This is a genomic window from Fusicatenibacter saccharivorans (genome assembly GCF_015557635.1).
Lineage (GTDB): Bacteria > Bacillota > Clostridia > Lachnospirales > Lachnospiraceae > Fusicatenibacter > Fusicatenibacter saccharivorans.
Genome location: NZ_JADNOP010000001.1, coordinates 44267 through 64578, shown reverse-complemented (window position 1 = coordinate 64578; position 20312 = coordinate 44267). Strand labels below are relative to the sequence as shown.

At 47.2% G+C, this 20312-nt stretch carries 19 protein-coding genes and 1 pseudogene; 12 read left to right on the top strand and 8 right to left on the bottom strand.

The annotated features are described in order from the left end of the window. Nucleotides 1-12: 12 nt before the first annotated feature. Nucleotides 13-549: a nitroreductase family protein gene (locus I2G42_RS00290; RefSeq protein ID WP_173858989.1), complete on the top strand. Its 537-nt coding sequence runs from the start codon at nt 13-15 to the stop codon at nt 547-549. On the opposite strand, the gene I2G42_RS00285 is transcribed toward I2G42_RS00290, so the two are convergent. Further along, nucleotides 535-1404 (bottom strand): helix-turn-helix domain-containing protein, encoded by an 870-nt coding sequence (locus tag I2G42_RS00285; RefSeq protein ID WP_173858991.1) that lies wholly within the window; start codon nt 1402-1404, stop codon nt 535-537. The genes I2G42_RS00290 and I2G42_RS00285 overlap by 15 nt on opposite strands. Before the next feature lie 226 nt (nt 1405-1630). On the opposite strand from I2G42_RS00285, the gene I2G42_RS00280 reads away from it, so the two are divergent. From I2G42_RS00280 to I2G42_RS00260, 5 genes and pseudogenes are all read left to right on the top strand, one after another. Further along, nucleotides 1631-4738, top strand: coding sequence for a glycoside hydrolase family 2 TIM barrel-domain containing protein (locus I2G42_RS00280; protein WP_195530607.1), 3108 nt, complete (start codon nt 1631-1633; stop codon nt 4736-4738). Nucleotides 4739-5028: 290 nt separating this feature from the next. After that, nucleotides 5029-5904 carry a phosphoribosylaminoimidazolesuccinocarboxamide synthase gene (locus I2G42_RS00275; protein WP_055217859.1) on the top strand — a complete coding sequence of 292 codons (876 nt, stop codon included), beginning with the start codon at nt 5029-5031 and terminating at the stop codon, nt 5902-5904. Between the two features lie 153 nt (nt 5905-6057). Beyond that, nucleotides 6058-6552, top strand: coding sequence for an HD domain-containing protein (locus tag I2G42_RS00270; RefSeq protein ID WP_117508936.1), 495 nt, complete (start codon nt 6058-6060; stop codon nt 6550-6552). Between the two features lie 46 nt (nt 6553-6598). Then, nucleotides 6599-6763 (top strand): hypothetical protein, encoded by a 165-nt coding sequence (locus I2G42_RS00265; RefSeq protein WP_022462877.1) that lies wholly within the window; start codon nt 6599-6601, stop codon nt 6761-6763. Then, a pseudogene (locus I2G42_RS00260) lies at nt 6764-6907 on the top strand (aldo/keto reductase); the annotation flags it as partial. 168 nt (nt 6908-7075) lie between these two features. Here the strand turns inward: I2G42_RS00260 and I2G42_RS00255 are convergent. After that, complete coding sequence (locus I2G42_RS00255; protein WP_195530606.1) at nt 7076-8773, bottom strand: carbon starvation CstA family protein; 1698 nt, start codon at nt 8771-8773, stop codon at nt 7076-7078. Between the two features lie 607 nt (nt 8774-9380). Between I2G42_RS00255 and I2G42_RS00250 the strand changes: the two genes are divergently transcribed. From I2G42_RS00250 to I2G42_RS00235, 4 genes are all read left to right on the top strand, one after another. Beyond that, nucleotides 9381-11114, top strand: coding sequence for a glycoside hydrolase family 5 protein (locus I2G42_RS00250; protein ID WP_195530605.1), 1734 nt, complete (start codon nt 9381-9383; stop codon nt 11112-11114). A 194-nt stretch (nt 11115-11308) separates the two neighbouring features. Then, nucleotides 11309-11527, top strand: a complete 219-nt coding sequence (locus I2G42_RS00245) for a cation transporter (RefSeq protein WP_055266075.1) — start codon at nt 11309-11311, stop codon at nt 11525-11527. A gap of 186 nt (nt 11528-11713) precedes the next feature. After that, nucleotides 11714-13582, top strand: coding sequence for a heavy metal translocating P-type ATPase (locus tag I2G42_RS00240; RefSeq protein WP_055228147.1), 1869 nt, complete (start codon nt 11714-11716; stop codon nt 13580-13582). A gap of 17 nt (nt 13583-13599) precedes the next feature. After that, on the top strand, nt 13600-13974 hold the full coding sequence (locus I2G42_RS00235; RefSeq protein ID WP_055217845.1) for an ArsR/SmtB family transcription factor: 375 nt from the start codon (nt 13600-13602) through the stop codon (nt 13972-13974). A 193-nt stretch (nt 13975-14167) separates the two neighbouring features. On the opposite strand, the gene I2G42_RS00230 is transcribed toward I2G42_RS00235, so the two are convergent. Beyond that, a complete protein-coding gene (locus I2G42_RS00230; protein ID WP_195530604.1) occupies nt 14168-14542 on the bottom strand; it encodes a LysM peptidoglycan-binding domain-containing protein in 375 nt (124 codons plus the stop codon). Nucleotides 14543-14795: 253 nt separating this feature from the next. Here I2G42_RS00230 and lexA point away from each other — a divergent pair, with 253 nt between their 5' ends. Beyond that, entirely contained in the window at nt 14796-15464 is a 669-nt protein-coding gene (lexA, locus tag I2G42_RS00225) for a transcriptional repressor LexA (RefSeq protein ID WP_055217843.1), read from the top strand. 206 nt (nt 15465-15670) lie between these two features. Further along, a complete protein-coding gene (locus I2G42_RS00220; RefSeq protein ID WP_022462868.1) occupies nt 15671-16747 on the top strand; it encodes a tyrosine-type recombinase/integrase in 1077 nt (358 codons plus the stop codon). Nucleotides 16748-16846: 99 nt separating this feature from the next. Here the strand turns inward: I2G42_RS00220 and rsmH are convergent, their stop codons facing one another. The 5 genes from rsmH to I2G42_RS00195 form a co-directional block, all read right to left on the bottom strand. Then, on the bottom strand, nt 16847-17896 hold the full coding sequence (gene rsmH / locus I2G42_RS00215) for a 16S rRNA (cytosine(1402)-N(4))-methyltransferase RsmH (protein WP_022462867.1): 1050 nt from the start codon (nt 17894-17896) through the stop codon (nt 16847-16849). Nucleotides 17897-17925: 29 nt separating this feature from the next. Further along, nucleotides 17926-18594, bottom strand: coding sequence for an RluA family pseudouridine synthase (locus tag I2G42_RS00210; RefSeq protein ID WP_330611262.1), 669 nt, complete (start codon nt 18592-18594; stop codon nt 17926-17928). Nucleotides 18595-18729: 135 nt separating this feature from the next. Next, a complete protein-coding gene (locus I2G42_RS00205; RefSeq protein WP_195530602.1) occupies nt 18730-18873 on the bottom strand; it encodes a hypothetical protein in 144 nt (47 codons plus the stop codon). A gap of 166 nt (nt 18874-19039) precedes the next feature. Next, a complete protein-coding gene (gene dtd / locus I2G42_RS00200; RefSeq protein ID WP_022462865.1) occupies nt 19040-19480 on the bottom strand; it encodes a D-aminoacyl-tRNA deacylase in 441 nt (146 codons plus the stop codon). A gap of 75 nt (nt 19481-19555) precedes the next feature. Further along, nucleotides 19556-20194: a cytidylate kinase-like family protein gene (locus tag I2G42_RS00195; RefSeq protein WP_117508930.1), complete on the bottom strand. Its 639-nt coding sequence runs from the start codon at nt 20192-20194 to the stop codon at nt 19556-19558. Nucleotides 20195-20312: the final 118 nt, after the last annotated feature.

The following is a 20312-nucleotide window of genomic DNA, read 5'->3' as shown; positions in this document are numbered from 1 at the left end:
AGGATATACACCATGGAATTTACAAAACTGCTGGAAGAAAGAAGAAGCATCCGCGCGTTTGATCCGGAGAAACACGTAACCGCAGAGCAGATCCAGGAGATCGTACAGGCAGCGATTCAGGCACCATCCTGGAAAAACTCACAGACAACACGGTACTATGCCCTTGTAACACCGGAGAAAGTCGAAGAATTTTCCGCAAAATGCCTTCCAGAATTCAATCAGAAGAGTTCAAAGGGAGCCGCACTTGTCGTAACAGCATTCGTAAAAGACCGCTCCGGCTTCACGCAGGACGGAACACCGGACAATGAAGTCGGAAACGGCTGGGGCTATTACGATCTCGGCCTGCATGACGAAAACTTCATTCTGCGCGCAAGAGAACTCGGCCTTGATACTCTGATTATGGGAATCCGTGATGAGAAAGCTATCCGTGAAGCCCTCGCCATTCCGGAGAATGAGCTCCTTGGTGCTGTCATTGCTGTCGGCTACCGTGCCATCAACCCGGACAAGCCGAAACGTAAAACCGTGGACGATATCTTAAAACTGTTCTAAATCCGGCGCATCCGTGTGAAGACGTGCGCGGTACTTTCCAGGCGGGAATCCAAAGAACCGGGAAAACTGCTTGCTGAACGCATAGACATCGCCATATCCGACAAGACCGGCAATTTCCTTCATCGGTACGCCGCCCTCGAGAAGAATACGGGCCTGCTCCATTTTCTTCCTGGTGCGGTACCGTGCAGGAGAGACGCCGGTTTGTTTTTTAAATACTTTTCGAAACGTCTCATAACCGATCTGGAGTGACCGGGCAAGCTCTTCGAGAGAAATTTCTTCATCAAGATTCTGCGAGAGCATATCGCAGGCGGCCTCGATCGGATCCCGCTGCAGATTCACCCGGTGCGCATGGTAGCCGTACATTCGCAGAATCTCTTTTTCCATCTCCGGAATCCGCAAAGGCAGCAGACTGTCCGGTGTGGCCTTTAACGACTGCAGAAGCTTCTGATACCGCTCGAGATCGCCGGGAAGCAGCTCTGCCTTTAACACCGGCTCCCGGTTCAGAACCGAAAGCGAGCAGAAAGAATCAAAAAACGGTTTCCCAATCGAGATAAAAAATTCCAGCCATTTCCCATCGGGGTCTACGCGTGTGGAATGCGGCACACCCGGCAGACGCTGGACCAGACTTCCCGCCTGCAGCGGATAGGAGGTGCCGTCCTCAGCAATATATTCCCCGCTCCCGCGCAGCAGCACGAAACAGCTGTAATACTCGTTCGAAAAATGATACTGCGAGCGGTCCGCCGTCTCTTTCCGCATAAAACCGCACGCCAGAATCCCGTTCTTCATTTCATTTCCAATACAGCGATAGATAACATCGCTCTTTTCTATTTTTGCAAGCAGATGTTCCGGTATCATACGACTTCTCCTTTGCTTTCCCATTTTGGATAAAAGAAACACCAGATCAACTATTTCTCATCCACGTGCAGTGTTTTATACTGAATCATAAGATAACTGCATGAATCTTCTGAAAATCCACAGATGTATTATATCACAGGAAAGTAAAAAAGGAACACCAATCTGGATAAAAAGAAGAGAGGCAGTCGGAAAATGCGAAAGCAAAGGCAAGGAGGGTTTCAAGAACATGAAACAGACAAGAGACTGGGAAAATCAGTATATAACGCAGAAAAATCGTTATCCGATGCATACGCCGTACGGTGCATATGAGACGGTAGAGCAGGCGCTCGCCGGAAAGCGGAACGCGTCACGCTTTGTAATGGATCTGAACGGAGACTGGAAATTCAAAATCTATCCGTCACCGGAAGCGGTGGAAGCATTTTATGAAGAGAATTTCGATCACGCAGCGTGGGATACGATTCCGGTTCCGTCCAACTGGGAACTGCAGGGATATGGAAAGCCGGTTTACACCAATATGCTGTATCCGTTCAAACGGGAGGCAAACGGCGAAGCATTTGAGATCGAGATTACCGAAGGCACCTACGAGCTGAATGCGCCGTACGTACCGGAGAAAAATCTGACTGGCTGCTATTTCAGAACCTTTGAGGTTCCAACAGACTATATCGGCCGACAGCTTCTCATCGATTTCGGCGGTGTGGAGTCCTGCTTCTATCTCTGGGTCAACGGAAAACAGGTGGGGTATTCCCAGGACAGCAAAGTGAACGCGGAATTTGACATCACCGAATATGTGCAGGAGGGAACGAACACCCTCGCTGTACAGGTAATGCGCTACTGTGACGGTACTTACCTGGAAGATCAGGATTACTGGCATTTGTCCGGTATCTACCGCGATGTCCGCCTCGTATCGAAACCGGTGCAGCACATCCTGGACTACAAGGCAGAGACACTGTTCACACACCCGGATTACACGAAAGCTACTCTCTCTGTCACGATCTGGCCGGACAACTCCAAACCGCTGTACGGCGAGTATCATGCCAAAGTGACGCTGTATGACGAAGAACAGAACAAAGTAACCGAGATGGCTTCGAGACCGTTTTCTGAGTGCGGCTTCTATCTGATGCCGAAATTCATCGCAACCGTTACTGCTCCTGTAGAGAACCCGGCACTCTGGACTGCAGAGACCCCGACACTTTATACCCTCGTTGTCGAGCTGCAGAACAACGAGAATGAGACGGTTGATATCGAGAGCTGCAAAGTCGGCTTCCGCCAGGTGGAGATCAACAGCCGCGGCGTTCTGACCCTGAACGGCAAGCGCCTTGTGATCCGCGGCGTAGATCGCCACGATTTCTGCGCCGAGACGGGACGTACCGTTTCTGAGGAGCAGATGCGAAAAGAAATTGCTGTGATGAAACGTCTCAATTTCAACGCCGTCCGCACCAGCCATTATCCGAACGCGGTGAAATGGTATGATCTGTGTGACGAGCTCGGCATTTACCTTGTCGATGAGACAAATCTTGAGACGCACGGTTACGGCGGACAGCTCAGTGCATCCGCTGAGTGGACAGCCGCTTATCTGGAGCGTGCAACCCGTATGGTACTGCGTGATAAAAACCATCCTTCCATCGTCTTGTGGTCCCTTGGAAATGAATCAGGTGCCGGGGCGAATCATGCCGCGATGCACGGCTGGATCCGCGAATACGACAAGACAAGATACGTTCAGTATGAGTCCGGCAACCCAAAGAGTAATATTTCCGACGTTATCTGCCCGATGTATCCGACGATGAGCTGGCTTGAGGATGTGATGGCAGACGATTCCGATCTCCGCCCGTTCATCATGTGCGAATATGCGTATGCAAAGAGCAACAGCAACGGAAACTTCAAGGAGTTCTGGGACTATGTCAATAAATACCCGCGTTTCCAGGGCGGCTTTATCTGGGATTTCGCGGACAAGGCGATTGCGATCCACGAGGAGGACGGAAATATCAAATACGGCTACGGCGGAGCGTTCGGAGAGGATGTGACCGATCCGGTTCCGGATATGTGTCTGAATGGTGTTGTCTTTGCCGATCTTTCCTATAAACCGGGCGCCTATGAGGTGAGAAACGGCCAGTCCCCGGTTACGATTGAGCAGGTGAAAAATCCATATACCGGCGAAACTATATGGGTGCTGGCAAACCGCTACCATACCCTCGATCTTTCTCATCTGCAGGTGCGCTATGAAATTGTGCAGAACGGCGAAACGCTTGCAAAAGGCAGCTATCCGGCATTTTACACGGCAGCCGGAACAACAGAGACGCTTCCGCTTCCGGAGCTTCCGGAACAACTGCATGGCGAGGCGTATGTAAATTATTACGTTGAGCTTGCCCAAGATACCTTCTATGCCCCGGCGGGAACAGAACTATACCGCCGTCAGATTCCGGTTACTACAGGTGTTTATCTGGCAGACGAGAAAACGATTGTGGAGAAACCACTGACCGTAGCGGAGGATGAAAATCAGGTTCGCATCACCGGCGAAGAGACCGAAATTATCTTTGATAAAAAGACAGGTGAATTTACCAGATATCAGGCAAAGAGCGTTTCTTTTATGAACGGCGGAAAAGATGAATTTTATCGTGCCCCAACCGGTATTGATGAGGGAACCCATGAAAGTGATTACGATGATATCTGGCGCGCGGAAGGTCTGGATCGTCTGAAAAAGGAAGTACAGTCAGTATCGGCTGTCAGTGCCGGAAATCAGGTGCTTCTTGAAGTGCAGGCTTCCTATACCGCGGAGCCGGACAACGCAGTACTCTTTACCGCTCATACTCTGTATCGCATCGGCAGTGAGGGAATGGAGCTGAAAAACGAAGTAACAAACAACAGCGGCCTTGAGACCATCGCAAGAGTCGGACAGTCGTTCTGCCTTCCTGCAGCGTTTGATACGCTCAGCTGGTATGGAAAAGGTCCCTGGGAGACGTATGCAGACCGAAAAGACGCAGCACTGATTGGACTTTATACATCTTCTGTAGCAGAACAGCACGTTCCGTTTGTAGTACCTTGCGAATGCGGTGGCCATGAGGATACGCGATTTGCCGTTCTTTCAGATGGAACACATACCGTTCAGATTGTAGGCAGTGATGATTTCCATTTCAGTGCGCTTCCATATTCTATGGCAGAATATCGAAAAGCCGCATATAAGGAAGAACTTCCGGAGCAGACGACAGGAACCTGGCTGATCCTGGATGCAGCACACGCAGGCCTTGGCGGAGATACTGGCTGGACGAAAAACATCCATCCGGAATATCGCGTATGCAAGGGAAGATATAGCTATACGTTCCGTTTCCATTTCGCATAAAAGAAAGAAATCGGCCAACTGTTTATTTTTCGGAAGGCAGACGGCCGATTTTATTTGCTCATTCGCAGCCATCATGAAAAGTTTTGCTTCGCAAAAGGAGAACTGCACACGCCTGAAGCACTTTTTTGCGCACCGGAGCAGCAATCATTTTGCCTGTTTTATTTAGTAGTGTTAATAATAAATACTTGACAATTTATAAGGAGTGGTGTAGGGTAAAGGTGTCAAAGGAATTTCACCGGATCGGGTGTAATTCCGTTCACTATCCTATACGAAAAGAAGAGGTATTCATGATGAAAGAATTAAAGCCAATCAAAGAGGGTAAGGTACGCGAGATTTATGATAACGGCGACAGCCTGATCATGGTAGCAACCGACCGTATTAGCTGTTTTGATGTCATTCTGAACAATGTGGTAACAAAAAAAGGTACCGTTCTGACCCAGATGTCCAAATTCTGGTTCGATCTGACAGAAGACATCCTTCCGAATCATATGATCTCTGTAGACGTAAAAGACATGCCGGAATTTTTCCAGCAGGAGAAATTTGACGGAAACAGCATGATGTGCCGTAAGCTGGAAATGCTTCCTATCGAGTGCATTGTCCGCGGCTACATTACCGGAAGCGGCTGGGCAAGCTATCAGAAAACAGGAAAAGTATGTGGCATCGAGCTTCCGGAAGGATTAAAAGAATCTGACAAGCTTCCTGAGCCAATCTACACTCCGTCCACAAAGGCTGAAATCGGAGATCATGACGAAAATATCTCTTATGAGCAGAGCATCGCCCATCTGGAAAAATACTTCCCGGGAAAAGGAGCCGAGTATGCAGAGAAGCTTCGCGACTACACCATCGCTCTGTATAAAAAATGTGCCGATTATGCTTTAAGCAAAGGCATTATCATTGCAGACACAAAATTTGAGTTTGGTCTTGATGAAAACGGAAATATCGTAATCGGCGACGAGATGCTGACTCCGGACAGCTCCCGCTTCTGGCCTGCAGATGGTTATGAACCAGGCCATGGTCAGCCATCTTTTGACAAACAGTTCGCGCGCGACTGGCTCAAAGCCAACGATGGAAACCACGACTGGACTCTGCCGCAGGAAATCGTAGACAAGACGATCGAGAAATATCTTCAGGCATATGAGATGCTGACAGGAAAACCGCTGGCATAAAGAACATCATAGTGTTAAAAAGCTACAGGAGGCAGGTTCTGCCTCCTGTTTTTGCATATTTTGTGATAAGATCAGATGATAATCTGATACTCAAATGCGTGAAACATGTGATATAATGGGAAGAAAGACAGGATGCGAAGGAGGAAACACGATATGAAAATTGCTGCTGCAATTGAAAAAATGACAGATTTTTATAAGGGAAATATTCATGATATTTATCATTTTCTGAAGGTATGGGCCTTTGCAAAGAACATCGGCGAGGCGGAAGGACTGGATCCAAAAACACAGGAAACGCTGGAGATGGCAGCTGTTGTCCATGATATTGCCTGCCCGCTGTGTCGGGAAAAATACGGAAATACCAGCGGAAAGCATCAGGAAGAGGAAAGTGCGCCGCTCGTTGCAGAATTTTTCAAAGATGTACCGGCAGGAGAACTGGATGTCGAACGCATCACATGGCTGGTTACGCATCATCATACCTATACAAATGTAGAGGGAATGGATTACCAGATCCTGCTGGAAGCCGATTTTCTGGTCAATGCCGGCGAGAGCGAATATTCAAAACAGGCGATTGAAAATTTCTGCAGAAAAGTATTTCGGACGGAAGCGGGAACGCATCTGTTGAAGAGTATGTTTCCGGAGAAGGAATAAGGTCATGAAGTGTGACATCCTCCACCACCTCTACAGGTGGTGGAGGATGTCACTTTTACAGCAGGACAGCCGGGGGCATTTAACCTTTATGGCGGTCAACCGGGAGATCCCGAAGTATCTGGATGCTACCTTATGGAACAGGGGATTTGTGGATACAAACGGCAAATACTATGAGCTTTGGAATGCGCAGGCACAGTATTATACGGAGTAAAATTTTGGCAATCTGTCGGCAGAAGCCATTCACAGAGAGATTGACGGTACACTGAAACGGCTGGGAACAGATTATCTGGATCTGTATATCATTCACCGTTTTGACTACGAAACTCCGATTGAGGAAACAATGGAAGCCCTGAATGTATGACCGCACTGGCATGGCAATGGGCGAAGGGAGTCAGCTCCCCGATTATCGGTGCGACCAAGGCGGCAATTGTTTCGTAAAAAACTATGGCATGTAAAACGCCGTCAGACTTGTTGTAGTCTGACGGCGTTTTACGTTAGGAAGCTCTTTGAAGAAACATCTATATTATTTCGTTTCCTGTCCCGCTTTCTTCCGGAACAGTTCTTTTCCACAGCTGATGACAATGATGACACCAAGAACCATCAGCAGAATGGCGATGATGAGCTGCAGTCCCTCAACGAGGAAGACAGCGGTTCCTGCTCCATACGCTTTTACAAGTGCAATGACACGCTCTACCAGTGCGGTAAAGGTGACACAGAGCATGATGATGAGCGGCGGGAACAGGGTTCTGTTTTCACGGCCGGTGACTTTCAGGAAGACACAGAGCGTGATCAGAACGAGTGCACTCAGCATCTGGTTTGCACTTCCGAACAGCGGCCAGATATTGGCATATCCGATCTGGGTCAGGATGTAGCCGCAGAGCAGAGTAACAATGGTAGAGAAATATTTATTGCAGAGCAGCTTTCTCCATCCGGCAGCATGTTCCATATCATCGACAGTGAACAGTTCCTGGAAGGACATACGGCCGATTCGTGCAACGGAGTCAAGACTGGTAAGTGCCAGCGCCGATACACACATCGTCATGAAGCACTGTGCTCCGTATACCGGGATGCCGAACATTTCCAGAAATCCGGCAACACCGGAAGAAAAGATCGCAAATGGCGTTCCGACAGCAGCCGTACCGTCTGCAGAAGCAGCAGCACCGGCAACGCAGAGGGCGAGGACGGCAAGCAGGCTCTCCAGAACCATAGCTCCGTATCCGACTTTCTGCATATCTTTTTCATTCGCAATGGTTTTCGAAGAGGTTCCAGACGATACCAGGCTGTGGAATCCGGAAACAGCACCACAGGCAACGGTGACAAACAGGATCGGGAACAGATCTCCGGATGCCGCATTGTGGAAACCGGTGTACATTGGAAGATTCATTTTCGGGTGTGCAACAACAAGTCCGACAACAGCGCCAAGGATCATGCCGGCAAACATAAAGGTTGTCATAAAGTCACGCGGCTGCATCAGAAGCCACATCGGAAGGACAGCGGCAAGAAAGATGTAGGCAAATACCAGATAAGTCCAGGTTGCTTTGCTTGTTACAAGCGGTACATTCATGCCGATTGCAAAAGCTGCAACGGTGCATGCAAGGCCGAGTACCATTTCTTTCCAGCCTTTCCACTGCAGTTTTTTCTGGAGCAGTCCGAAGACAACAGCAAAAGCGATAAACAGAAGGGAGATGCTTCCGGCAGCGCCGTTTACAGTTGCCTGGGCAGAAAGCTTTGTGACGCCGTCAACCGTTTCGTAAGCATTAAATGTTCCGGCAACCATATCTGCAAAGGCGGCGATAACGATCAGTGTAAAGAGCCAGCAGAAGAGAAGAAACAGTTTTTTTCCTGTTTTGCCGATGTATTTCTCAATGAGAAGTCCCATGGATTTTCCTTCGTTTTTGACACTCGCATACAGCGCACCGAAATCGGTAACAGCACCAAAGAAGATACCGCCGATCAGGATCCATAAAAGGACGGGAACCCATCCAAAGACAGCGGCCTGAATGGCACCGGTGACAGGGCCTGCACCTGCGATTGAAGAAAACTGATGGGCGAATACGGTCCATCCATCGGTAGGGACGTAATCCTGACTGTCATTTTTTGCAACGGCAGGTGTTTTTGCTTTGGGATCGATGCCCCATTTCTTTGCCAGCCAGCTTCCGTAGAAGGTATAACCTGCTATCAGACATACGGCGGCGATCAGTACAATAACCAACGTGTTCATAATAAAATTCCTCCTCGTTCAAAAATGATATTTCCAGTTTACATGGATTTCAAATGGAAAAAGAAAAGGGAAAAGGCAATTGTGTTGGTATGCTTGGAAACAAAAAAAGCTTCGTCTCCCTGACTTATGCAAGAAGACGAAGCTTTCAAAAAACGCTCCGCGTTACCACTTCTAATTATCGGCTGTTTCTTTTGGTCGATCACTCAGACAAGATCCCCGAAACCATTTGATACACTTTCCGGTGAATCTCTTCTCTGCTAACGGTGAGAGGCCGGTCCGGACTACTTTCCATTTCTGGTTTCGTCTGTACAGCTCACAGGGGATTGTTCTTTGGGATACCTGCCATCTCGCACCAGCCGATGGTTCTCTGCAAAGGCTCACCCGAAAAATGTTGTCCTGCTCATTGCTTTTTTCTGATCCCTTTTTTCTTTTGAACACTTTGCATTATAGTCTCATTTTTCGGTTTGTCAAGCAATTTTAAAAAAAATATCATGTTTTTTCCCTGAAAATAGTAAAAATCTATTTCTTGACACAGAAAACCAAAATTTTTATAATAGAAGAAAAAGCGCAGAACCAGAAGGCTTCTGCGGAAAGGTGGTATTTTTGTATGGGGTATTATGACAAAGAACGTGTAAGGGGATTTTTGCACAATCAGGACGGTATTATTGTGAATGATTTCGGAGAAGAGGTGATTCTCCGCGGCTGGGGCATGGGAAACTGGGATAATCCGGAAGGATTTATGCTCGGCACCCAGAGCGGCTTTGGACTGTTCGAGCCTGGAAAATATGCGCCGATGGGACGCATGGACCGTGGAAGAAGTATGGACCAGATTCTACGGGAGACCTGCGGAACGAAATATGCGGAGGAGTTCTGGAAACGCTGGAGACGGCTGTATCTGACGGAGGAGGATATTGCACTTCTCTCCAGACGCGGTTACAATTCCGTGCGTCTGCCGATCCGCGCAGGAAGCTTTCTGTATGAGGAGCCGGGGATTACGTATAATGAAGATTCCTTTGCCATGCTGAATGATGTTCTCGACTGGTGTGAGACGTATCAGGTTTATGCTGTCGTAGATTTCCATGCGGCAACGGCAGGCCAGTCCGGAATTCCGTGTGATGACGGCGTGGACAATGGACAGCATCTGTATGACGATGAAGAATCGATGGAGCGGATGTTTCTTCTGATGGAAGAGTTTATGAGAAGATACAAAGACCGCTGGATCATCGGCGCATATGACTGTATCAACGAGCCGATCTCCATGACGCCGCGCCGCGAGGAGCTGACACCGAAGCTGGTCTATTTTTACGAGAAAATGATCCGCCGCTGCAGAAAGATCGACCAGAAACACTTATTTTTGCTGAATGGTACACAGTTTTCCTCTCTTACATATTTCTTTGATCATGAGTTTGACCCGGAATACCACAACTGGGGCATCAGTCTTCATGCGTATGAGATGGTTGTTCCGGAGGTAGCTTCTCTTGCCAGCGTTCTCCGTACCTGCCGGGAACAGAAGATCTGCCTGTGGATGGGCGAGACAGGAGGAAGAAATGAGCACGCATGGCAGACAACGATGTATGAGATTCTTGCCGAGTACCACGCCGGTTATAATCTGTGGTGCTGGAAAACGGTAGAGGGAGCAGGATGTGCTTCGATTCTGAACTTTAATGTTCCGGATGAATGGCATCTGATTACCGATTATGCAATTAATGGAGCTGCAAAACCGTCCTACGAGCATGCGCAGGCCATCTGGGACAGCTACCTGGAATGCCTGGCGGTCGATAAATGCAAAGAAAATACGCAGTATCATCCTTATCTGCTTCGAGAGGGCAATTTTGAGATCCCGGCGATCGGCTACAACGCGCTGCCGATGGATTCACACCGTGGTCTTAGTGATCTTCCGAATGCTGCAGGATATCGTCTGTATGACCGGTTTGAATTGGTTTATGAAAAAGGATATCATCCTGAACCGGCCGGGTTTGCCGCACCGGGTCCGATCAAACATCCGAGAGATCATGTACAGCTTCAGCTGGGCGCAGGAGAGTATGCTTCCTATACAATCCGTGAAAAAGAAACCTATACCGTTTCTGTAACTTACTGTGCAGACAAAGAGGTGAAGGTACAGGCAGCTATTCAGGGAGAGACTCTTTTTGAAGGGGTAATGCCTCCTGCCGGTGAGAAAGTAACTTCGGATATTCATCCATATTTTGCATATGAAACAGCACCGAACACACTCGAACGGTTCACACTCGGTACCGTTACAGGAGAAGGCATTCTGAAAATAGAGGTTCTGGACGGATGTGCACGGTTCGGACAGATTGTGATTCGGAAAAGTGAAAAATAGCAGAACATAACGTTTCTTTATGAGAAATAAATAACAGATCTATCTGCCCGCAGGAATCAAAAAAATCCGACGGGCAGATTTTTTGATTTTTTTCAGTTTTCCATTGACAATTGCATCACTGGTGCTATAATAAAAACAAACATATGAATAAATGTTCATATGAACAGTGAAAATGAAAAAGGAGATCAAAAGCGATGAAGAAAACGTATAAGATCGATGTTGACTGCGCAAACTGTGCAAACAAAATGGAAGAGGCTGCAAAAAACACAGCAGGTGTAAAGGATGCTACCGTAAACTTTATGATGCTCAAAATGATCGTTGAGTTCGAAGACGGACAGGATCCAAAGAGCGTTATGCAGGATGTTCTGAAAAACTGCAAAAAAGTTGAGGATGACTGCGAGATCTTCCTCTAAAATAAAAAACTTTCATCGGCGGATGGAAGAAAAAGCTGGAGCAGAATAGATTCTAAAACCTGTCTGCGGTTCAGCTCGAGAAAAATCCAGTATTTTCTCTCTGGAGCAGCGGATTTGGATCTGTAAATCTCTGGGATGAAATGCTGGATTTTTTCATCCGGCGTTAAGAACAAAGGAGGCATATGTATGAATAAGAAACAGAAAAAGGTTCTCATCCGCGTCATCGTTGCATCGGTTCTTCTGATTCTCTGCGCGGTACTGCCGACAACCGGCTATGTGCGATTTGCAACCTTTATGGTTCCTTATCTGGTCATCGGATACGATATCCTGAAAAAGGCCTGGAAGGGAATCCTGAACAAACAGGTATTTGATGAAAACTTTCTGATGGCTGTTGCAACGGTCGGTGCCATTCTGCTTGGCGAGTATCCGGAGGGCGTAGCCGTTATGCTGTTTTACCAGATCGGCGAACTGTTCCAGAGCTATGCTGTCGGAAAGAGCCGCCGGAACATCAGCGAACTGATGGATATCCGCCCGGATTATGCAAATATCGAGGTAGACGGAAAACTCGAGCAGGTTGATCCGGATGAAGTTGAGGTTGGCACAATCATCGTTGTACAGCCTGGTGAAAAGATTCCGATCGATGGTGTGATCGAAGAAGGAAACACCACACTGAATACCAGTGCCCTGACCGGAGAGAGTGTTCCGCGTGACGCCCGGGAGGGAGACGAAGTCATCAGCGGATGTATCAATATGTCCGGTCTGATTAAAGTAAAAACAACGAAAGAGTTTGGAGAGTCCACCGTATCCAAAATTCTGGACCTTGTGGAAAACTCCAGCTCCAAGAAATCAAGATCCGAGAACTTTATTTCCAAATTTGCGAAATACTATACACCGGCCGTCTGCTACGGTGCGCTGGCGCTGGCAATCCTGCCGCCGCTGGCACGGATGCTGTTTTTAAGTGCCGCTCCTGAGTGGAGCGTATGGATTTACCGTGCGCTGACCTTCCTGGTTATCAGCTGCCCTTGTGCACTGGTCATCAGTATTCCGCTCAGCTTCTTCGCCGGTATCGGCGGCGCAAGCCATGAAGGTGTCCTGGTGAAAGGTTCCAACTATCTGGAAACACTTTCCCAGACCAAATACGTTGTATTCGATAAAACCGGTACCATGACACAGGGTGTCTTTGAAGTAGCCGGTATTCACCACAATACGATCAGTCAGGAAGATGTTCTGAAATACGCAGCACTTGCTGAGTGTGCTTCGAGCCATCCGATCAGCAAGAGTCTGCAGAGAGCATATGGAAAACTGATCGACCGAAGCCGTGTCACGGATATCGAAGAGATCAGCGGAAACGGTGTAACAGCAAAGGTAGACGGTAAAAATGTCGCTGCCGGAAATGCAAAACTGATGGAGCGCCTTGGCGTTGATTATATCGACTGCCACAGCGTCGGCACCATCGTCCATGTTGCTGTAGACGGCAAGTATGCCGGACATATCCTGATCTGTGATATGATCAAACCGCATGCGAAAGAGGCGATTCAGGCGCTGCGGAAATCCGGTATTAAAAAGACGATTATGCTGACCGGAGACTCCAAGCGGATAGCCGATCAGGTAGCTGCAGATCTTGGAATTGATGAAGTTTACAGCGAACTGCTTCCTGGTGACAAAGTAAGTAAAGTGGAAGAGCTGCTTGCCGCAAAGACAGAAAAAGAAAAACTTGCCTTCGTAGGTGACGGCATCAACGATGCACCGGTACTGTCCCGTGCCGATATCGGTATTGCGATGGGAGCACTTGGTTCCGACGCAGCAATTGAAGCAGCTGATATCGTTCTGATGGACGACGATCCGCTCAAGATTTCCAAAGCAATTCACATTTCCAGAAAATGTATTCACATTGTTTATGAGAATATTTATTTTGCAATTGGTATCAAAGTATTGTTCCTGCTTCTGGGAGCCATCGGTATCGCTAACATGTGGATGGCAATTTTCGCAGATGTCGGAGTTATGATTCTGGCGGTTCTGAATGCAATTCGTGCTCTGTTTGTGAAAAATCTATAGAAAGACGAGGACACAAAATGGCAAAAATCAATCCGGAAGAAGCTGATCTGTGCTGTGACTCCTGTGAGGTTCATGAAAATCTGGTAAAGATTGTCAATGAGACCATGCCGGATGAAACAGAGCTTTACGATCTGGCAGAGCTTTTCAAGGTATTTGGTGATTCCACGCGGATCCAGATCCTGTTTGTCCTGTTTGAGGCAGAGGTATGCGTCTGCGACCTGGCAGAAGCACTGCACATGACACAGTCCGCAATTTCTCACCAGCTTCGCATTCTGAAGCAGAATAAGCTGGTAAAGAGCAGACGAGAAGGAAAATCGGTGTTCTACTCTCTTGCAGATGGTCATGTACGGACAATCATCGCACAGGGACAGGAGCATATTGAAGAGGATTAAAAAAAGCATAAGATAGCAGAAACGTCCCGCAGATGAGAAATTTCATTTGCGGGACGTTTCTGCTTTTCACATTCATTCTTTATTTGGTAAACCATGCTTCCCGAACATGCTGTTTTAGAAGGTTCCGTGCATTTTGGAAGCTGTTTTTTTACTTTGTTTACATAACCGAATTATGTAAAGTATTTCTTGAATTTCATGATTTATACTCCTCGGAGTAATACGGAATGCAGAGATACATACCGTCCGTGATCTGGTTGGAACTCAGGTGATTGATCTCACGGACCTCAGCAATGTAACTGGAAATATCGGAGTATTCTTCTGTACGGTATTCTTTGGCGATGTCCCACAGTGTATCGCCGGAAGAAACGCGGATACTGGTGTAGTATTTGTAGGTTGGAGCTTTCGGCTCACTGTCTGCCTGCGTATTCTGCGGCGTGAAGTGGAAGATTAAAAGAAATGTGATGGCAACCAGAGACAGGAGAGCGGCGGCTGCGCGGATCTGCAGTTTTCTTCTCTGGATTTTTAGTCTTTCTCTCAGTGATTTTCTTTTCTTTGCATTGGTACTCATGTAAAATTCCCCCTTGATTTGTGATAGAAGAGTAGTTGTGCTACGTGAACATTTGTTCTTTCGAATATATGTTCATTATAATAAAAGAACGTATGTTTGTCAATACGAAATACGAACAAATTTTCGAAACTTTTGTTTGCGTTCCGGTGGGATTTATGGTAAAATTTATTTGGTATATTTTAAGCAAATATCGTATAGAAAGAGGGGACTACCCTAATTCATATAAAAAACGAAACGACAGGAGGAACATACGATGGCTGGAGACAAAAATAAACTGACAGAGAAACAGAGACAGATTCTCGAATATTTAAAACAGGAAATTTTGCAGAGAGGATTCCCGCCGTCTGTGCGTGAGATCTGCGAAGCGGTTTCCCTTCGTTCTACATCCTCGGTACATGCACATCTGGAAACACTGGAGCGGAAAGGCTATATCAAACGAGATGCAACAAAACCGAGAGCCATTGAAATCTGCGATGAAGGATTCCATACCGGCCGCCTTGGTGCAATCCAGGGAATTGCATCGGAAGACACCGCATCCCAGAGTGAGGTTGCACAGATTCCGCTGATCGGCAAAGTAGCTGCCGGAGAACCGATTCTTGCGGTAGAGAATATTGAAGGATATTTCCCGATGCCGGTAGACCGTCTGCCAAACGCAGAAACGTTCCTTTTAAAGGTACAGGGCGAAAGCATGGTAAATGCAGGTATTTTAGACGGTGACCTTGTTCTTGTGGAGCAACAGGCAACTGCGGAAAATGGAGAAAAAATTGTCGCTCTGGTCAATGATTCCGCTACAGTAAAAACATTCTACAAGGAAGACGGTTATTTCCGCCTGCAGCCGGAAAACGATGAGATGGATCCGATCCTTGTGAATGATCTGCAGATCGTAGGAAAGGTAATTGGAGTATTAAGATTTTTATCCTGAAAAATAAAAGAAGAAAATAAAAAATGTTGCGAAAAAACGAACAAGAAATCGGCCTGTAAAATTCGGCGGTTTCAGAGGAAAAACCGGTGATTTCTGAAAGTAACTCTTCAACTATTCGAAAAACCTGCGTTTCCCGAATAGTTATATAGAAGAAATACTTCTTTCATTTTCCCGGTTTTTCTGTTTAGAAAGGCTCATTTGCAGTTATGAAATCAAAAATTACGTATCACGAACAAACCGATATGGAAAATACACTGAAGCTCCGCGAGGTTCTGAAGACGCTTCCCTCTTTTACTTCCGAATTTTTCCGCGGCATCAGCACAACGACATCGACCAGCACCCGGATCAAATATGCATATGACCTTCGGATCTTTTTTCAGTATCTGCAGAAAGAAAATCCGGAACTTGCCAAAATTCCCATGGATCAGATGTCCGTTGATGTGCTTGACCAGGTCACTGCACTTGATCTTGAGGAATACACAGAATATTTAAAGGCTTATATCGGTTCCCAGGAATCTTATACCACCAACGGGGAAAAAGGCCTGAAACGAAAATTGTCGGCACTTCGGACGTTCTATTCCTATTATTTCAAAAAGGAACTGATTGAGACAAATCCTACGCTGCTTATCGATATGCCGAAGCTCCACGAAAAAGAAATTATCCGTCTGGAGCCAAATGAGGTTGCGGAGCTTCTCGATTTTATTGAATCCTGCGGCGACGGGCTGAGCAATCATCAGCGGGCCTACTATGAAAAAACAAAGGAACGTGATTTTGCAATCATTACTCTTCTGCTTGGCACGGGAATCCGTGTGTCGGAGTGTGTCGGGTTAGATATTGAGGATGTCGATTTTAAAAACAATGGCATCAAAGTGCTTCGAAAAGGTGGAAATGAAATGTTTGTCTACTTTGGAGATGAAGTTGCCGAGGCACTGAAAAAGTATATCGAAGTCCGCGCAGGTATTACACCTGTGGCAGGACACGAACACGCACTCTTCTATTCGGCGCAGAGAAAACGGATCAACGTCAAGACGGTGGAAAATCTGGTGAAGAAATATGCGTCCCAGGTGACGACAACGAAGAAAATTACGCCGCATAAACTGCGTAGTACGTACGGTACGACGCTGTATCAGGAAACAGGCGATATTTATCTTGTTGCAGATGTTCTCGGCCATAAGGATGTCAATACGACGAAGAAACATTATGCTGCCATGGACGATGCAAGGCGCCGTCAGGCTGCCACAGCGGTACGGCTGCGGGAGTCCATGCCGGAGCATGAGGAATAAAAACATATCAGAAACCAAAAGAGGAATCAACAGGGATTATATCCCATTCGTTGATTCCTCTTTTTTATGGAGACGACTTCTCTCCTGCTTTTTTTTAAGTTACTCCGCCTTAATTGCCCAGCGCATTTTCGTTGAACTTGCACGGCTGTTGCGGATGCATTCTTCTTTGGAAGGACGAATGACTTCTTTTGAATATTCGGAATAAATACCGATCTGATACAGTCCCTTCATGGACTTTTTCACAAGCCGGTCTTCGCCGGAATGGAACGTCAGAATTGCCGCTCTGCCGCCCGGAGCAAGAGCATCCGGAAGTTTTTCCATGAATGCTTCCAGAACCTCATATTCGTTGTTTACATCGATCCGCAGTGCCTGGAAGGTGCGGGCGCAGGATTTTTTGATGGCTTCTTTTTTCTCGTCTTTCGGAAGAAAATCCAGTGCTTCAGCGATCAGATCACGCAGTGCAAACGTAGTGTCAATTTTCTTTCCTTTCCGAAGTGCCCGCGTAACAACCTGGGAAATTTCTTTTGCATACGGTTCATCGGCATTTTCAATGAGCATGCCTTCCAGTTCATCGCGTGCAACCGTGCGCAGACGCTCGGCCGCGGAAATTCCTGCCTCCGGATTCAGGCGAAGATCCAGCGGTCCATCATATTTGTAGGAAAAGCCGCGCTCCGGATTATCAATCTGCATGGAGGAAACACCAAGATCCGCCAGAATGAAGTCAAAGGGGCCGTATTTGGCAGCAACCTGATCAATATTGGCAAAATTCTGATGAAGAATCGTTAAAATCTCAGGGCCGTACCCCTGCGCGGCCAGTCGTTCTTTTGTTTTTGCCATCTCGATCGGATCGACATCCAGCGCACAGAGATGCCCTTTTCCCTGCAGGCATGCAAGCATACGGGAGCTGTGGCCGCCGTATCCGAGTGTTGCATCAAGTCCGTTCTGTCCCGGCTCGATCTTGAGAAAATCGAGGATTTCATCTACGAGAATCGGGATATGCATGCCGGCCGGTGTGCTTCCCTTTTGGATCACATGCTCAATGGTCCCCTGATATTTCTCCGGATTCAGTTCTTTGTATTTCTCATTGTAATTCCGCGGATGTGTGCCTTTGTAGCGGACGCGGCGTTTGTGTTCTTTCTGTTCTTCCATAAAATGTTCTCCTTATACTTCAAATATATTTAATCGAACATGTGCGTTCGAATATTTTCCAGATCAATTGGTTCTCCTGTCATCGGCTGCAGAAAGTGCAGTTTCCAGGCATGGAGCGCGGCACGGGTACCGCCGTCGCGGACTCCGTAGAGCGGATCTCCGAAAAGTGGATGTCCAATAGATGCCATGTGAAGACGGATCTGATGCGTGCGGCCGGTTTCCAGACGGCAGCACACGACGGCCCAGAAAGGATCCTGAAGGACAGCCTCGTAGTGTGTAGTAGCCCACAGGCCGTTCCCTTCTTTACAGATACGCATTTTAGTGATACGTTTCCCAGACGGATCGAAAGAATCAGGGTCATCTCCTGGAATTTGCTCCATGGAAAGACGAATGGTTTCTTTTTGCGTTTCTTCGGAAAAGGGATGGTGTACCAGAGCCAGGTATTCTTTTTTCAGCGCGCCGATCTCCCGCTGCCGGGACAGTCTGGCAGCAGCCAGCTGATTCTTTGCAAATAGTACCAGACCCGATGTATCTTTGTCAAGACGGCCGATGCAGCGGAGTTCAGAAGGCGCTGTCGGTGTTTTTAACAGGGATGCGGCAGCATGTGTCAGGGAATCGGAATAATGGCCGTGGGAAGCGTGGCAGACCATACCGGATGGCTTGTCTGCGACACAGAGATCACTGTCCTCATAGAGAATCCGTACGCCGGCAGAATCACCTGATACCGGCAGAACCTGATCTTCGGAAAGGTGGGGACACTTCTGCTCATATCGAAAAGTGATTGTATCTCCAGTCTGAACGACTGCATTCGTGCGGCAGGAAACACCGTTTTTCTAAATTCCATCCGGAATATATTTGGCATGGCGGATTTCACGTGGTGTCAGGTGCAGAAAACGTTTTAGAATTGTTTCCACCGACAGTCCCCCCTGTTCCGGAAGGACAAAGTGACACAGCTGCTGATAGTCAAATTGCGGCATAAAAGATTTTCTCCTCTTCACAAGTTCACATAATCATTTTATGTAAACTATATAAATACAAACAATTCAGTCCGATGATGGTACACTATCTCTAGACAAAAACAGGTTTCACAGATCTCGCAAACCACGTTCTGTTTTACCGATTCGGCAAACAAGAAAATTTTATTTACAGATCCTCTAAGATCACCGTAAACGGCCCATCATTCACCAGTGATACTTCCATCTCAGCCCCGAACACTCCCGTTTCGACAACAGGAACCTGTTCCCGTGCTTTCGCGACCATATATTCATACAGTTCTTCTGCTCTGTGCGGCTCGCCTGCTTCCGTGAAGCTTGGACGGTTTCCTTTTTTACAGTTGGCATACAGGGTAAACTGTGAAACCATCAGAAGCTGTCCATCCACATCTGCCAGGGACTTGTTCGTCTTTCCATTTTCATCTTCAAAAATACGCAGTCCCAGCAGTTTTTTCATATACTTGTCTGCTGTTGCTTCATCGTCCCCCTGGCCGACACCGATCAGAACCAGAAAACCTTTCTGAATCGATCCGACAACCTTCTCTTCCACCGAAACACTTGCTCTTTTTACACGTTGTATAACAATTCTCATCTTTAAAATCCTTTCATAAAACGACCCTCCTCTTATTTTTAAGAGGAGGGTCGTTTCTCCTATGTTCTGTTTTGATCAGGTGCTGAAAATCTTGCGGATTCCCGCTTCTTTAACTTCAATTGCCTGTTTGATCATATCTACGGTTCCATCGATACCGAATACACTGCTGTTCAGGCACAGGTCGTAGCTGTCTACCTCGCCCCAGCGTTTGCTGGTGTAGTAATTGTAGTAGCTTGCACGCTGTTTGTCGATCTTTGTGATCTTGTCTTTTGCTTTTGCATCGGAAAGATCATACAGCTTTGCGATACGGCGGATGCGATCCTGCATATCTGCTTTAATAAAGATGCTCAGCACGTTCGGATTTTCCTCCAGTGCATAATCTGCACAGCGGCCTACGATGACACACGGACCGTCCTGCGAAATCTTCTTGATGGCATCAAACTGTGCCAGAAATACCTTCTGGTTCAGCGGCATATCCATCATGGTAGATCCATAGCCGAAGGAGTAACTGTCCATAACCAGAGAGTATAAAAAGCTGTTGGTTGGTTTTTCATCGTGGTTTTCGAACAATTCCTGGCATAATCCGCTGTCCTTTGCTGCTCTCTCCAGCAGCTCTTTGTCATAGTACTTAATTCCCAGGTCATCCGCTAAAATCTTACCAATGGAATGTCCGGCGCTTCCGTACTGACGTCCAATCGTTATGATAGTTTTCATATAATCCGCTCCTTTCCATTCCGTCACAATAATCTGCTTTCACAGATGTAGTAACTCGCGTTTTTTCGTTACATCCAGTATACTACAGAATTCACAGAAAGTACAGAACATTTTGATA

Bases quoted from the DNA above. Each gene is read 5' to 3' on its own strand.
- I2G42_RS00290 (WP_173858989.1), top strand. From the start codon at position 13: ATGGAATTTACAAAACTGCTGGAAGAAAGAAGAAGCATCCGCGCGTTT.
- I2G42_RS00285 (WP_173858991.1), bottom strand. From the start codon at position 1,404: ATGATACCGGAACATCTGCTTGCAAAAATAGAAAAGAGCGATGTTATC.
- I2G42_RS00280 (WP_195530607.1), top strand. From the start codon at position 1,631: ATGAAACAGACAAGAGACTGGGAAAATCAGTATATAACGCAGAAAAAT.
- I2G42_RS00275 (WP_055217859.1), top strand. From the start codon at position 5,029: ATGAAAGAATTAAAGCCAATCAAAGAGGGTAAGGTACGCGAGATTTAT.
- I2G42_RS00270 (WP_117508936.1), top strand. From the start codon at position 6,058: ATGAAAATTGCTGCTGCAATTGAAAAAATGACAGATTTTTATAAGGGA.
- I2G42_RS00265 (WP_022462877.1), top strand. From the start codon at position 6,599: ATGTCACTTTTACAGCAGGACAGCCGGGGGCATTTAACCTTTATGGCG.
- I2G42_RS00255 (WP_195530606.1), bottom strand. From the start codon at position 8,773: ATGAACACGTTGGTTATTGTACTGATCGCCGCCGTATGTCTGATAGCA.
- I2G42_RS00250 (WP_195530605.1), top strand. From the start codon at position 9,381: ATGGGGTATTATGACAAAGAACGTGTAAGGGGATTTTTGCACAATCAG.
- I2G42_RS00245 (WP_055266075.1), top strand. From the start codon at position 11,309: ATGAAGAAAACGTATAAGATCGATGTTGACTGCGCAAACTGTGCAAAC.
- I2G42_RS00240 (WP_055228147.1), top strand. From the start codon at position 11,714: ATGAATAAGAAACAGAAAAAGGTTCTCATCCGCGTCATCGTTGCATCG.
- I2G42_RS00235 (WP_055217845.1), top strand. From the start codon at position 13,600: ATGGCAAAAATCAATCCGGAAGAAGCTGATCTGTGCTGTGACTCCTGT.
- I2G42_RS00230 (WP_195530604.1), bottom strand. From the start codon at position 14,542: ATGAGTACCAATGCAAAGAAAAGAAAATCACTGAGAGAAAGACTAAAA.
- lexA (WP_055217843.1), top strand. From the start codon at position 14,796: ATGGCTGGAGACAAAAATAAACTGACAGAGAAACAGAGACAGATTCTC.
- I2G42_RS00220 (WP_022462868.1), top strand. From the start codon at position 15,671: ATGAAATCAAAAATTACGTATCACGAACAAACCGATATGGAAAATACA.
- rsmH (WP_022462867.1), bottom strand. From the start codon at position 17,896: ATGGAAGAACAGAAAGAACACAAACGCCGCGTCCGCTACAAAGGCACA.
- I2G42_RS00205 (WP_195530602.1), bottom strand. From the start codon at position 18,873: ATGCCGCAATTTGACTATCAGCAGCTGTGTCACTTTGTCCTTCCGGAA.
- dtd (WP_022462865.1), bottom strand. From the start codon at position 19,480: ATGAGAATTGTTATACAACGTGTAAAAAGAGCAAGTGTTTCGGTGGAA.
- I2G42_RS00195 (WP_117508930.1), bottom strand. From the start codon at position 20,194: ATGAAAACTATCATAACGATTGGACGTCAGTACGGAAGCGCCGGACAT.